Source organism: Ezakiella massiliensis (assembly GCF_059862345.1).
Genome location: NZ_JCBCEO010000001.1, coordinates 79,915 through 93,747, shown reverse-complemented (window position 1 = coordinate 93,747; position 13,833 = coordinate 79,915). Strand labels below are relative to the sequence as shown.

Sequence of the window (13,833 nt, the reverse complement as noted above, 5' to 3'; positions counted from 1 at the left end):
ATTAAAAAGCTTTTTACAAGCAAAAAGGAGTCTATTTAGACCCCTTCTTATATCTTATTCTTAGATTCATAAGAGCAATGCCAATTGAGATTAAGCTTACACCTACGTCTGCAAATACCGCCAAATACATGCCGCCGTAGCCCAGATAAATTAAAATCATGGTTATGACTTTAACTGCAAGGACAAATCCAATTATAAATTTTACATTTGAAATAATCTTTCTGGCGTCTCCTATGGTCGTTGCGACTTTGTAAATTGAGTCGTCTGTAATTACAACATCACTCGCCTCAACAGCTGCATCGCTACCCATATTGCCCATGCTTATACCAACGTCGGCTGCCTTTAAAACAGGAGAGTCGTTGATGCCGTCTCCTACAAAACCAACCTTGCCCTTGGCTTTTAAACTGTGGACAACATTTAATTTATCCTCAGGACTTTGACCTGCGTAATACTTATCAATATTTATAAAGTCAGCAACCTGACTAACCTTTTCTTCGCTGTCGCCTGAAACTAAAATTGCCTTTACATTTAAATCATGGAGCTTGTCGATTGTCTCGTTGATCTTATCCTTTAATTTTTCAATCATGAAAAATTCTCCAACGATTTCCTCGCCGCGAATCAAATTAATTTGACCGCCTGTGGCTCCGCCTCTTATCTTATAAGATTTTCCTTCAAAGGCAAAGTCTATACCCTGGCCTACAATTTCCTTGTAATCCTCAGGGTCGGGTACATTATCCATCTTAAACGCTTGGGCGATTGGGTGGGTGGAAAATTTTTCTCCAATAGCCATTAGTCGTCTGAGTTCTGCTTCATCTATGTCGGCTGGACATTCAACGCTTTCAATTTCCATATAATTTTCAGTTACAGTTCCCGTTTTATCCATGGCCAAATATTCAACATGACTCAAAGTGTCGATGTATTCTGATCCCTTCATGAGCACACCCTTTGTGCTAAGAGATGCAATACCCACTGCATAAGAAAGTGGAACGCCAAGCACGAGAGCACATGGGCAAGCCACGACTAAAAAGGCCAAGGACTTATAAATATATTCGCTAAAGTTGCCACCATTAATCAAAGGAATTAAGGCAACTATTATTGCAAGGCCAACAACAATCGGCGTATAAATTTTAGAGAAGGTAGTAAGAAATTTTTCTTGCTTGCTCTTTGAAGCCTCTGCTCTTTCCAAGAGATTGTTCATCCTTGAGAGAGATGAGTTCTTGTGGTCTACAAGTGTTTTCAAATTTGCAGGATTATTTACAAGAATGGCTCCTGCCATAACGGTCTCGCCTTTTTTAATAACAATTGGATCTGATTCTCCTGTAAATGATGAATTATCAACAACTATATACTCATCCAAGACTTCTGAGTCAAGGGGAACCATTTCGTGTGGCTGGACAATAATTTTTGTGCCGATCTCCACGCTTTCAACATCCACAAGCTTTGATACTCCGTCTTCGCCAATAACTCTGACATCTAATTTTTGTGAAACAGCCAGCCTCTTATATTTTTCGCTGGCTTTTTTAAGTGCATAATCGCTTAGAGCTTCACCTAGTCTGTATAGAATCATTATCATGGCACCTTCTAATGGCTCGCCAATTATAATGGCCCCAATCATGGAGATGGACATCAAAAATTTCTCATCCAAGCCCCCGCCGTTAAAAATAATCTTAAAACCATCTATAACTATGGGTGCGCCTGCAAAAACTGCGGCAAAAATCGCCAGATAATTATTTTTTATAAATAATGCTGCGATGGCCAATGCACAGCCAATTATTAGCGAGTATTTAAATAGGCTTTCTCGTCGGCTAGGCTCCTCTGCTTCTTCGACTCCGCCTTCTTCTATAACTTCAACACCAGGCTCATATTTTTTGACAGCTTCAGCAATAACTTCTTTTAGATTGTCGCCCTCAGCCTGAATGGTAAAGTTAACCTTATCAAAGATCATATTCTTAACTTGATCATTGTTTTTTAATTCATTTTCAATTTTACTTGCACAATGTGGACATACATTGCCCTTTAAAATAAACTTTTTCATAAGACCTCCTTTAAACAAATAAATATCTGTTCATTTGTATTATAGGACAAATGTTTTATTATGTCAAGCATAAAGTTGGAAATTTTAAAAATTTTTTTCTTATTTTTTAATTTCTTTTTTATTTTGAAATTACTCAAACTCCTAAAAATATACTCTCATATGAATAAAAGCTCTTACCCGCCCAAAACATTCCTAAAAAAACTTTGCTCGCCAATAATTATCTTACACTTCTTATAGAAAATACATCTCCTATTATTTTATTAAAAATAATTTTTTCTAACAAATTTTTACAAACAAAAAAGCGACCATAATAGTCGCTTCAAAATCAATTTTATTTTTATTTTACAATTAAAGTTCCTGTTTCTCCTCTCATACCTTCAACTAGTTTATCTAATGAAGTAATCAGAGTTTCGCGGCCTTCTCCGCTTTCAACAAAGTCAATTGCTGATTCAACTTTAGGTAACATAGACCCGGCTGGGAATTGGCCTTCTTTCATATATTTTTTAGCTTCGTCTATTGTCATCCTATCCAAGTCTTTTTGATCAGGCTTGTTAAAGTTAATGGCAACTTTTTCAACACCTGTTAAGACAACAAGGCTATCGCAATTTGTATCGTGGGCTAGCATAACAGAAGTTCTATCTTTGTCGATAACCGCATTTACTGCAACGAGTTTACCATCTTCATTGATGGTAGGGATCCCTCCGCCGCCACCTGCGATTACAACAGGAGAATTCTTAAGGCAATCATTGATAGCCTCTACTTCTACAATTTCGATTGGATACGGGCTGGCTACAACTTCCCTGTAACCACGGCCTGAATCTTCTACCATTACCTTGCCTGCTTTTTCTAATGTCTCAGCTTTTTCCTTTGAATAAAAAGCACCGATTGGTTTGGTTGGATTATCAAAGCTCTTGTCATTTTTGTCAACTATAACCCTAGTTACCACTGTTGGAACTTTTTTCTCAATTCCGTAATTTTTTAATTCATTTTCAATGGCGTTTGACAATTGATAGCCAATAAAACTTTGGCTCATAGCAACGCATTCTGATAGAGGCAGCGATTCTGTTTCACTCTCCATAGCGCCCACATCAATATTTTTCTTTATATATCCAACTTGGGGGCCATTGCCATGGCAAATGACAACTTCATTCCCATCTTCAACTAATTTTGCAATTGGCTTTGCAATGATATTTACACTTTCTAAAAGTTCATTATACAAAGTTCCCAAAGCATTGCCACCAAGTGAAATTAAAATTCTCTTACCCATAAGTCCTCCTAATTAAAATATAATATAAGCTAAATCAATAGCAATATCACAAATCAAGTATTTGTCATCTAACTTATCTTCACAGGCCAAGCTTCTTCTATCATGAATTTCTGCATCTAGATTATCAGCACTATAGAAGAAATGCGCAATTTCTAGATTACGAAACTGGCCCACAGCAGCAACTGCAGAACATTCCATATCAACAGCCACCACTCCACGTTCTTTCATCAGTTTAAATTTATTTTTTGTCTCTCGATAAAAAGCGTCAGTTGTCCAAACTTTTCCTATAGTGTGCGATATTTCTTTCTCATCAAAGTATCTTATCATCTTATCAATAGTTTTTGTATTTACATCTATCTCACTAGATGCTTTTACATAATGAAAACTTGTGCCTTCTTCACGAACAGCAGAATTTGGAACTATAATTGACAAATCCTTTATGCTTGAATCTAAAACCCCACACGTACCAAAAAGCATAAACTTTTTAAAGCCCATGGGTATACATTCCTCAATAGTCCCTACAGTCATTGGCGCCCCAACTCCCCACATGGTAACGCCAATGTCTTTTCCATTATAATTAATTTTATAAATTGGAACCTCCCCATTTGCAGATAATGTGTTCGCAATTTGAGTGCCCTTATATTTTTTTGCAATATAATCAATCAAAGGATATGAGAAAGCACCTATTAAAATTTCTGGACAATCATCTATATAATCAATCGTCTGTTCTGCCTTAATAATTTCTTCGCTCTTGTCATCAAATATAATACACATAAATCCTCCTAATCAAATCGTCAGGTGAGAATACAAAACTATTATAACATATTAAATTAAAATAATTCAAGCAAAAAATTCTATATATGTGGCTCTTATATTTAATAAAAACTAAATCAAGCGTGCAAATAAAAAACTCGCCAGCCTAAGCTGACGAGCAAAATTTGTTTTTTATCTTTTTCCTCTAATAGCCTTTACTACAAAGATTACGATGCAAGCACCTACAACGCCGCTTACAAGGTTTCCTACTAGATTGTCCTTTGGTACAAGTCCAATTATACCTAAGACGCCACCTCCGATAGCGCCGCCGATTAAACCGGCTACTATATTAGCAAGTCCTCCCATACTTTCGTTGGTTCCCATAATCATAGATGCGATCCATCCACATAGGGCTCCAATTAAAATTGCATAAATCATATTCTTCCTCCTTATTTTATAAAGCTTTTACATCGTAATTGAGACTTACAAATTAAAAAGCTAGTCCTTCTACGATCAGTTTCTCACTGAATAATATCTTCCTATAAGCTACAGTCAACTCTCCGGCTTTAGTGTTTGCTGCAACTGTTACATAAACATTTACTCCATTCACCTCATAGAGGTCAAAGTCGTCAATATTTTCTTTTGGTTTTCCCAAGGTCACGCTTGGATTTGGCTCAACGCCTCAGCTAGCACAGCCTTCTATATCAACCGTTATTTCATTTGAATTTTTCTTTTTCAGGTAATCAAAAACCTTGTCTTCTAAGATAACTTTCATTGTTAATTCCTCCTAATTTTTTATTCAGAAATTATTTGTGCTCTGTTATAAATTTCTTCGTCTAGAACTCCTTCTGATTTAGCAGCTACAACGCCAGCTACAACTGAGTCAGAAACATTAAGAGCTGTTCTACCCATATCGATGAGTGGTTCAATAGCGATTAGTAGACCTGCGAGTTCAATTGGCAGACCCATACTTGATAATACAACGATGGCAGCAAATGTTGCACCTCCACCGACGCCAACTATACCAAATGATCCTAAAGCTGTAACTATAACAAGTTTTGCTAGGAAACCAATTGACATTGGATCTATACCCACTGTTGGTGCGATCATAACAGCAAGCATTGCAGGATAAATTCCTGCGCAACCATTTTGTCCTATACTTGTACCCAAACTACCAGCCAAGTTTGCAATACCAGATGGCACACCTAAATTTTCTTCCATATTTGTAATGGTAATTGGAAGTGTACCTGAGCTTGACCTTGATGTGAAGGCAAACATAAAGTTAGGCATTGATTTTCTAAAGAAGGTAAATGGATTTAGTCCAAATGCTCCAACAATTAATCCGTGGATAATAAACATAATAATTATTGCCACATAGCTTGCCAAGATAAATGAGAGAAGTCTCAAAACTTCTGAGTAATTCGAAGTCGCCATTACATTGGCCATAAGAGCCATAACACCGTATGGAGTCAATCTTAAAACGATCTTAACCATTCTCATAATAACATCTGAGAATGAATTTAATACATCAATAAAGAGGTCTGCACTCTTTACGTTTGCACGTTTTAAATATAAGGCTGCAAGTCCTAGCATTGCTGCAAAAAATACTGTTGCAAGGGTTGCGTTTGGACCTTGACCTGTAAGAGCATAGAATGGATTAATTGGAATAATTTCCAAAATTTGTTGTTGAACTGGCTTTGCTTCAAAGTTGTGCATGGTTTCCAAAAGCTTTTCCCCGCGTTCAACTTCTGCTGTCGAAGATTGGAGTCCTTCTGCTGTTAGATTAAAGACTGATGATGTCAAAGCTCCAACAAGGGCAGAAATTGCAACAGTTACCATGAGCACAGCCATAATTTTTGCAGCTGACCTACCAACATTCTTTTCTTGATTGGCTATAGCTTTTGTAATTGAGACAAAAACCAGTGGGAATACAATCATCCTTAAAAGTCTGACATATCCAGACCCAACCAGGGTAACCCAGCTCATTGCCTTTCCAATTTGATCTTTTGGTGTGGTCAACTGGAGGACAACGCCAAAAATAATACCTACAACTAGGGCACTAATAACCCTAACGTTGAAAGAGATGTTTAGTTTTTTCATGTAATTTACGCCAAACATCAAAAGGGCGAAAATTAAAATAATTAATAAATACATAGCTACCTCCTATTTAAATTCTATATCCTTATAGCCTTTGGCTTTAAGGTACTCAGTTAAAACGGCCTTTAGCCTATCTGTAAGGACTTCTTTGGCACCGCTTGATAAAAACTCATCTTCGATTTCTATTTTTTTATCACTAATGGCCCTATTTTGTTCAATAAAACCTTCATCTGAAGAAGCTTTAACATTTAACTTGTAATCCATTATTACAGGCTCTGGTAAAATAACTTTTGCTCCATGCTTGCCATCATAAATTAATATCAAGGCGCCTTGAACTTGGTCTGTCCTATCGCCAAGTTTTCCGACAAAAATCTTGCCATTCACATCAAAGAAGAGTTTTATGTCTGTAGGATCTATATTCTCATCCGAATATACATAATCATAGACAATGTTATCTGCAATATTTGTAATTGCAGCAGCCATATCTTCATTATATTTCTTTTCTTTTTTCTTGGTAGCAACCATAAAGTAAATCACTGAAATAATTAAAAAAACAATGATTGCTATCGAAATATATAAGATTCGCTTTCTCTTTTTATCCTTATTATCCATCTTAGCCTCCTATTTATATTCCTACTCTAATTTTACCCTATTAGATCCTTTTTAATCTGCTTGAAGTAATTAGTTGTTATTTTATTTATTGTGTATAAATAAAAAAGGCTGGTTCAACCAGCCTCTTAGATTAATTATTATTTTTCTTAGGGCACTTGCACTCTTCGCAGCCCCTTTTGTATTTCTTTTTTAAATCATCCACGCTAAAGATATGATATTCAAAGGAATCATTTTTTTCAATTTGAACCTTTACTTCGTCTTTAATTGCATATCTCTCAACGACTTTCCCCTCTCCTTCAGGTGTGATAACAATTTCCTTTAGGTCTGGTAATTCTTTTAGTCTTTCTTCATAAACATCTTGCTCATATCTCAAACAGCACATCAACCTGCCGCACATACCGCTAATCTTGGATGGAGTTAGCGATAGGCCCTGGTCTTTTGCCATCCTAATAGTGACATTGTCAAAATCTTTTAAGAAACGCGAGCAGCAAAGCTCTTGTCCACATGGACCCAAGCCTCCCAACATTCTGGCCCCATCTCTTACACCGATTTGCCTAAGTTCTATTCTGGTTTTGTAAATATAAGCAAGCTCTTTTACCAGCTCACGGAAATCCACACGTCCGTCAGAAGTGAAATAAAATAATAACTTTTGATTGTCAAATGTATAAGCACAGTCCACGAGCTTCATATCTAGATTATGTTTTGCTACCAAGTCTTTAAAAACTTCAGAAGCCTCAGAGGCCTTGATAACATTTTCCCTATATCTTTCAAGATCGTATTCTGTTGCAACCCTTATAACGGGCTTTAGTTGTCTGCCGATTTCCTCTTCATCACGGTCGTAGCTGGCCTCTCTTGCAAAGCCAAGTTCCTTGCCGTGAATGGTTTCAACAACAACGCCATCGCCCACTTTTATATCTAAATCAAGACTGTCAAAACTATATATTTTACCGGAGTCGTTGAATTGTACACCTACAACTCTAACCATAAATCCCTCCTTACAAGCTTATTTTATCATATTTTTTTAATAATAACAAATCTAAAAACTACCCATCATTAAATCTGCAAAAATATTTTTCTTGTTAAAATTTCCCATATATAAACTCATGGCCTGGTCCAATTTAAGAAGCAGCCTATCTATAATCTCTGGCCTAATCTGTAATTTGTTTTGAAAAATATTTGCATCATGTAAATCCGACTTGCCTCCGCAGGAAATTTTTCTCATTTCCTTTAAAACACAGGTCGCATAGGTCGCCATAACTTTAAATTCTTCGGCATCAGGGTCTTTGCTTGTATAGTTTCCATCCCTATACAAAAAAGCCCTTACAAAATCAGTGAGGCCACTCATATCATAATCCATATAATATTTTGCCTTGGCCACGCTACCGTCTGCAAGGGTTAAAACTTCTGTAGAAAGGTCCCTGCCAAGAGCGGTCTTTATTTCATCGTCCGTCAGTTTATTATAGGAAACTTTTATGACCCTGCTTCTAATTGTGGACAAAAGCTCATCATACTTGTCAGTAATTAAAATTATGGTCTGGCCTTCGGGTGGGTCTTCCAAAATTTTTAAGAGGGCATTTTGACTCTCCATATTCATCAGGTGAGCATCATTTATCAGAGCAAACTTCCTCCCACCCGAATAAGATTTTAAAAGCGAAAACTCAATAAGCTCTCGAATTTTTTCAAGTTTGATAAGAGAATTAGTTGGTTCTACAAAAAAGAGGTCGGCATGAACTGCCGCCTCATCTGTATTTACCCTTAAAATTTGTCCAATAAGCTCTAGGGCCTTAGATTTTTTCCCCAGACCTTCTGGACCACTCAAACATATAGAAAGTGTGTCTCTTTTTAAAAGCTCTTCTAATATTTTATTTGCCTTTTCATTACCAAGAATCATTATATTCTAACGAATTGATCTACATCCAGCACAAATACTGTTGCGCCCCCAACCTTTACTTCCAAAGGATATGGGATAAAGGCATCTCCTGGCATAGTAACTGTGAGAAGTGATGTGGTAATTTCTCTTTGCTTGCAATTGTGTTCGATAATTCCGAGTGCATCGTCCAGCATATTATCTTCAACACCAATTAAAAGAGTTGTGTTGCCTGATTTTAAAAATCCACCAGTACTTGAAAGTCTAGTGAGCCTGTATTTCTTTTCAGTAAGTTCTTCTACAAGAGCATTTACGTCTGCGTCTTGAACAATAGCTACCAATAATTTCATATCTCTACCTCCCATTCTTGTTTTTGAAAAATAAGAATTATTTCTTACTTTATTATAACATAGTCATTTTATTTTAGCAAGATTACCAGCCCATTTCGCCGTTTATAATTTCTACAACATCCGAAAGAACTTCTTCCTTGCTTCTGGATGCGTCGACTACCTTAACCCCTTGGCTGTTAGTAAACTTTTGGTATTCGCTTACAACCCTCTCGTGAAAGTCAAGGCCTCTTAGCTCAAGTCTATCCAGCTCTCGCTCCTGAAGCTTACGGTCGATACCCTGGTCTGCATTTAACATGAGTAAAATATTTAAGTCGGGCCTAAAACCCTTGAGGGCAAAATCATTTACCATCTCAACTTCTTTAACTCCAAGCCCAAGGCCTGCTCCTTGATAGCAGATACTGGACATCAAAAACCTATCTGCTATTATCAAGTCGCAATCTTTCAAATCTTTTTTTAGCATCTGGTAATTTTCGCTCCGCATAGCCGCAAAAAGAAGGGCTTCAGTGGCTGATGAAATTTGAGTATCCTTATTCAAAAGTATAGTCCTAATTTTTTCACCAACTTGAGAACCGCCCGGCTCTCTAAAATATTTTATATTTTTGTCCTTATAAACTCTCTTTAAGCCTTCGATAACTGTGCTCTTGCCAGTTCCATCAGGACCTTCAATAACAATAAACTTGCCCATTATTTTGTGTTAACTAAAATATCGTAATAATATCTGTTGCCCTTGTTTACATCAAAGAATTTCTTGTAAAGGCCAATTTGTTCATCCATCTTTTGCTTGTCAATCTTAATTTGTCTAACCTTGGTTAAGATTGAAGCTAGTTCCCCTCTAGTAATTGGTCGGTCGCAATCGCTTACGTTTTCGATTCCGCTAATCCAGCCATCCATGTAAGCTCTTTGCATTTCGCCTTTTGCCCAATGGTCTTCAGGAACCTTTGACATATTGCCTTCCATCTTTGTATAACCCTTATATCTAACAAAAACTGTTACAACTTCAGCCAGGGAAATATTTTTCATTGGCATCATATCGCCACTATCATCACCTTTTAAGTAACCTCTTGTCTTGGCGTGGTTCATAGCCTCTTGGTACCAGTTTTCCCCTGTCCCCAAAAATATTTGATTGTCCATCCTTGCAAGAATCATGGCAAATTCAGCCCTGGTTAGATTGTTGTCTGGATTAAAATTATTTTTTTCATCGCCCTTTAATAGCGGCTTGGACTGGAGTTCAGAATCGTCTTTTTTGAAGGCAGCAATCGCAGCTTCATAATCTCTTGGGTCTAAGATATCGCGTGGATTTACAGAGTCCAAGAATTTTTCTAATTTTTGAACAGCCCCATAATATCCTGGCTTGCCCTTGAACTGATCAATCATACTCAGAATTTGATTTTGCAATTGCTCAACCCTGTATTGTCTATCGGCTTCAACAGCCCTCCAATAATCTTCCTCTTCTCTTCTTTTCTTTTCCTCTTCGGTCAGTTCGGTTTTTTCACCATCTTCTGCAAAAACATTTGGCATAGCAAATAAGATTACTCCTATAACCATCATAGCTGCAAGTAAAATTGCTAAAACCTGTGCCATCTTTCTTGTGTTCTTCATTTAATCCTCCACTTCACCAACAAAGGCCACGTGACCCCTGTTATCTTCTTGATATTTTTTGTTTATTTCATCATCAATCATAATATAGTCTTTGAAATCAAGAGCCAGTATCTTTTTTAAGCGTTTGAGATTTGAAACTCCTTCAACATAAAGGATGCCGTCTTTAATTTGAGTTTTAAATCCAGCCTTTGCAATTTTGTCCTCGTCTCTACCGGAAACGCTGCCAAAATAATCTATCATCTCAGCGCTTGCTGTTCCTATATAAAAGTCGTCGGCCTCTTTCAAAAATTCAAAAGTGTACCTCGACCTTCTGACATAAACAGTAAATACGTGCTTGTTAAAAAGAATTCCTTCAGTCGCCCATCCGCAAGACATTGCATTTATGCTTCCGTCTTTTTTTACTGCAAAAAGTAAAAAATCTTTTTCCAAATACTTGTCTATTATGTGATTCATAAAACACCTCTTCGAAAATAAATTATATCATCTTTTATATAAGTCTTCAAGCCAAAGACTTTAAGCTAGCTATTAATAATAGCTTCTTTTGTATAAGCAATCCTAGTAATGGGCACTGACAATTCATCAATGCCGATTTCTATAAAGTAATCGAGTAAGCTAAGATCCGCTCCTGCTGCCCCACAAATGCCAACTTCAATTTTATTTTCGTGGGCTGCAAGAGCCGCCATCTTTATAAGTTTCAAAATCGCCTGGTGGTGGCTGTCCAAGTAGACTGATAGCCTTGCATTTGTCCTATCGACTGCAAGAGTATAGGATGTCAGATCATTTGTCCCGATTGAAAAAAAGTCACATTCCTTGGCAAGCTCATCTGCTATTATACAAGCAGCTGGGGTTTCAATCATAATGCCTAGTTCAATATCTCCATAGGCTTGGTTTTCCTTATCAAGTTCACTTTTACATTCTTCTATAAGATTTTTTGTCTGTATAATTTCATCCGCAGAAATAACCATTGGCAATAAAATTTTTAATTTGCCATAAACACTCGCACGCAAGAGGGCCCTGAGCTGGGTTTTAAATAAATCTGTTTGGCTCAAGGAAATTCTAATTGCCCTTAAACCCATTTGCGGATTGTCTTCTTTTTCTAAACCCAAATAATCCACTTGCTTGTCAGCACCTATATCCAAGGTTCTAATGGTAACTGGCCTGCCCTTCATGTATTCCAAAGCGTTTTTGTAGGCTACAAATTGGGTTTCTTCATCAGGGGCATTGTCTTTGCCCAAAAACAAAAACTCTGACCTAAAGAGGCCAATACCTTCTGCCCCATTTTCGTAAGCGTCCTTGGCTTCTTCATCGCTTCCTATATTTGCATAGACAGAAATCCTTTGTCCTGAATGGGTTATGGCCTCCATGTTCTTGTACTTGGACAAGTCTTTGGCCTTAAGATTATTTTGATTTATTTTTTCCCTGTATTCTTCTATCGTCTCATCGATTGGATCCAAGATAAAAATTCCTTGACTCCCATCAATAATTGCCAGCTTCTTATCGCAAGCTTTCAAATCATCTATGGCCAGAGAAATTACAGCCGGAATTTTTAAATTGTTGGCCAGAATTGTCGTGTGGCTTGTCACTGATCCATTAATAGTTGCAAGCCCTTTTATTTTTTTAAAGTCCATTTCCATGGTCTCAGATGGATAAAGGTCATCGGCCAGCAGAATATAATCATCGTCTAGTGTCTTGGCTTCCTTGCCTTGCAGGGCCTTTATAAGCCTTGTCATAACGTCTTCTATATCATTGGCTCTCATCCTAAAATACTCATCGTCCATGGCATAGAAGATTTCTTTTAAATCTTCTTTAGCTTGAAATACTGAATACTAGGCCTTGAAACCTTGGTCAATATAAGAATTAATCGTTCCTATAAGCTCAGGATCTTCCAACATAAGTTGGTGGGCTGTAAAAATTTCTTTTTCATCGCCGCCAATATTTTCTTTTATTTGTTCCAAAGCTTCTGCTGCTTTTTTAAGACCTGCATCAAGACGCTTGTGTTCGACATCAGTATCATCAGTCTTATTTGAATCTATATTTTGCTTTCTATCTATAACATGAATTTTTCCAATGGCGATTCCATCCGATACGCCCCTTGCATTTATCTTTTCCATCTTTCCTTCCCCCTAATATATACGGCTTCAAGATTAAAATCCTCGTCCAAAATTAAAAAGTTTGCAAAATATCCCTCTTCAATCTCGCCAATATCCTTTAAGCCAAGAGTTCTTGCAGGATTTACACTGGCGGCCTTGACCGCCTTTACCCTGTCAACACCCATGGCGATTGCAGTCTGCATGCAGGCAAATAAATTTGTAACTGAACCGGCAATATTTCCCTTGTCAACAATTCTTGCAGTATTGCCCTTTACCTCTACATTTTGTCCGCCCAAATCGTAGACACCATCGCTAAGGCCAGTAGCCCGCATGGAATCAGAAACCAAAATTATTTTATCTCCCATAAGGTCAAAGACCATTCTTACTACGGGTGGATATACATGAACGCCGTCTGCAATTAACTCAATATATTTGGCTCGCTCATAGGCTGCAATTATCGGCCCAGGTGCCCTATGATGGATGCCATTCATGGCATTAAACATATGAGTTAGATGAGAAAATCCATTATCAAAAGCTTCTATTGCAGTATCGTAATCACAATCAGTGTGGGCGATGCTAATTATATAATCATCTTTCAGTTCTCTGGCAAATTCCATAGCCCCTTCAGTTTCTGGCGCAATGCTAATAATTTTTAATAAACCGCCGGATAAATTATCCAGTCTCTTTGTCATTTCTACATTTGCCTTTGAAATATATTTTGGATTTTGCGCTCCAATTTTACTCTCTGCAATAAAAGGTCCTTCCATGTGGATGCCCACAAGCTTTGCATAAGAATTATCATAGGCTCCTAGGCAGGCGAAAATACCAGATAAAATATTTTCACTATAAGTCATAGTCGTCGGCACAAATTGTGTAATCCCATTTTCCATCATGTACTTGGCAAAAGTATTTATGGATTCAATCTTGCCATCACAAGAATCTGCATTCATAGCCCCGTGGGTGTGAATGTCCGTAAGGCCTGGAATAATATATTTTCCATTTATATTTATAGAATCTTCACTTGGAAAATTTCCAAAGGATTTAAATTTTTCGTTTTTAATTTCAAAATCTATTTTTTGAAATTTATCTTTATAAAAAACACTTGCGCCGCAAAATTTCATAAGAGCCTCCTTTTAAATAAATTATAACATAAGGATTAAAAA

Annotated in this window: 15 protein-coding genes and 1 pseudogene; all 16 read right to left on the bottom strand. The window is 37.1% G+C overall.

Annotation, left to right across the window (positions count from 1 at the left end):
• Positions 1-31: 31 nt before the first annotated feature.
• Entirely contained in the window at positions 32-2,035 is a 2,004-nt protein-coding gene (locus AC6FXG_RS00445; protein WP_500571118.1) for a heavy metal translocating P-type ATPase, read from the bottom strand.
• 337 nt (positions 2,036-2,372) lie between these two features.
• Entirely contained in the window at positions 2,373-3,302 is a 930-nt protein-coding gene (locus AC6FXG_RS00440; RefSeq protein WP_500571117.1) for a carbamate kinase, read from the bottom strand.
• A 12-nt stretch (positions 3,303-3,314) separates the two neighbouring features.
• Positions 3,315-4,076, bottom strand: a complete 762-nt coding sequence (locus AC6FXG_RS00435) for a nucleoside phosphorylase (RefSeq protein WP_500571116.1) — start codon at positions 4,074-4,076, stop codon at positions 3,315-3,317.
• Positions 4,077-4,247: 171 nt separating this feature from the next.
• Entirely contained in the window at positions 4,248-4,493 is a 246-nt protein-coding gene (locus AC6FXG_RS00430) for a GlsB/YeaQ/YmgE family stress response membrane protein (protein WP_500571115.1), read from the bottom strand.
• A 52-nt stretch (positions 4,494-4,545) separates the two neighbouring features.
• Entirely contained in the window at positions 4,546-4,716 is a 171-nt protein-coding gene (locus tag AC6FXG_RS00425) for a CC/Se motif containing family (protein WP_099950359.1), read from the bottom strand.
• Between the two features lie 134 nt (positions 4,717-4,850).
• Positions 4,851-6,209, bottom strand: a complete 1,359-nt coding sequence (locus AC6FXG_RS00420) for an L-cystine transporter (RefSeq protein ID WP_075573880.1) — start codon at positions 6,207-6,209, stop codon at positions 4,851-4,853.
• Between the two features lie 9 nt (positions 6,210-6,218).
• Positions 6,219-6,764: a hypothetical protein gene (locus AC6FXG_RS00415; RefSeq protein WP_500571114.1), complete on the bottom strand. Its 546-nt coding sequence runs from the start codon at positions 6,762-6,764 to the stop codon at positions 6,219-6,221.
• A 130-nt stretch (positions 6,765-6,894) separates the two neighbouring features.
• Positions 6,895-7,749 carry a PSP1 domain-containing protein gene (locus tag AC6FXG_RS00410; protein WP_075573882.1) on the bottom strand — a complete coding sequence of 285 codons (855 nt, stop codon included), beginning with the start codon at positions 7,747-7,749 and terminating at the stop codon, positions 6,895-6,897.
• 51 nt (positions 7,750-7,800) lie between these two features.
• Entirely contained in the window at positions 7,801-8,655 is an 855-nt protein-coding gene (locus AC6FXG_RS00405) for a DNA polymerase III delta subunit-related protein (protein ID WP_500571113.1), read from the bottom strand.
• Positions 8,655-8,981, bottom strand: a complete 327-nt coding sequence (darA, locus tag AC6FXG_RS00400; RefSeq protein WP_075573884.1) for a cyclic di-AMP receptor DarA — start codon at positions 8,979-8,981, stop codon at positions 8,655-8,657. Before darA ends, AC6FXG_RS00405 begins: the two co-directional genes overlap by 1 nt.
• Positions 8,982-9,063: 82 nt before the next feature.
• The gene (gene tmk / locus AC6FXG_RS00395) at positions 9,064-9,666 is read right to left on the bottom strand and encodes a dTMP kinase (protein WP_500571112.1); all 603 of its coding nucleotides are present in this window, start codon (positions 9,664-9,666) and stop codon (positions 9,064-9,066) included.
• Entirely contained in the window at positions 9,666-10,580 is a 915-nt protein-coding gene (locus AC6FXG_RS00390; RefSeq protein ID WP_500571111.1) for an S-layer homology domain-containing protein, read from the bottom strand. Before AC6FXG_RS00390 ends, tmk begins: the two co-directional genes overlap by 1 nt.
• Positions 10,581-11,033, bottom strand: a complete 453-nt coding sequence (locus AC6FXG_RS00385) for a hypothetical protein (protein ID WP_500571110.1) — start codon at positions 11,031-11,033, stop codon at positions 10,581-10,583.
• A gap of 65 nt (positions 11,034-11,098) precedes the next feature.
• Positions 11,099-12,388: pseudogene (gene ptsP, locus AC6FXG_RS00380) on the bottom strand (phosphoenolpyruvate--protein phosphotransferase); the annotation flags it as partial.
• 18 nt (positions 12,389-12,406) lie between these two features.
• Positions 12,407-12,691 carry a phosphoenolpyruvate-utilizing N-terminal domain-containing protein gene (locus AC6FXG_RS00375; protein ID WP_500571109.1) on the bottom strand — a complete coding sequence of 95 codons (285 nt, stop codon included), beginning with the start codon at positions 12,689-12,691 and terminating at the stop codon, positions 12,407-12,409.
• Positions 12,679-13,791: an N-acetylglucosamine-6-phosphate deacetylase gene (gene nagA, locus AC6FXG_RS00370; RefSeq protein ID WP_500571108.1), complete on the bottom strand. Its 1,113-nt coding sequence runs from the start codon at positions 13,789-13,791 to the stop codon at positions 12,679-12,681. The genes AC6FXG_RS00375 and nagA overlap by 13 nt, the downstream gene beginning before the upstream one ends.
• Between the last annotated feature and the right edge of the window lie 42 nt (positions 13,792-13,833).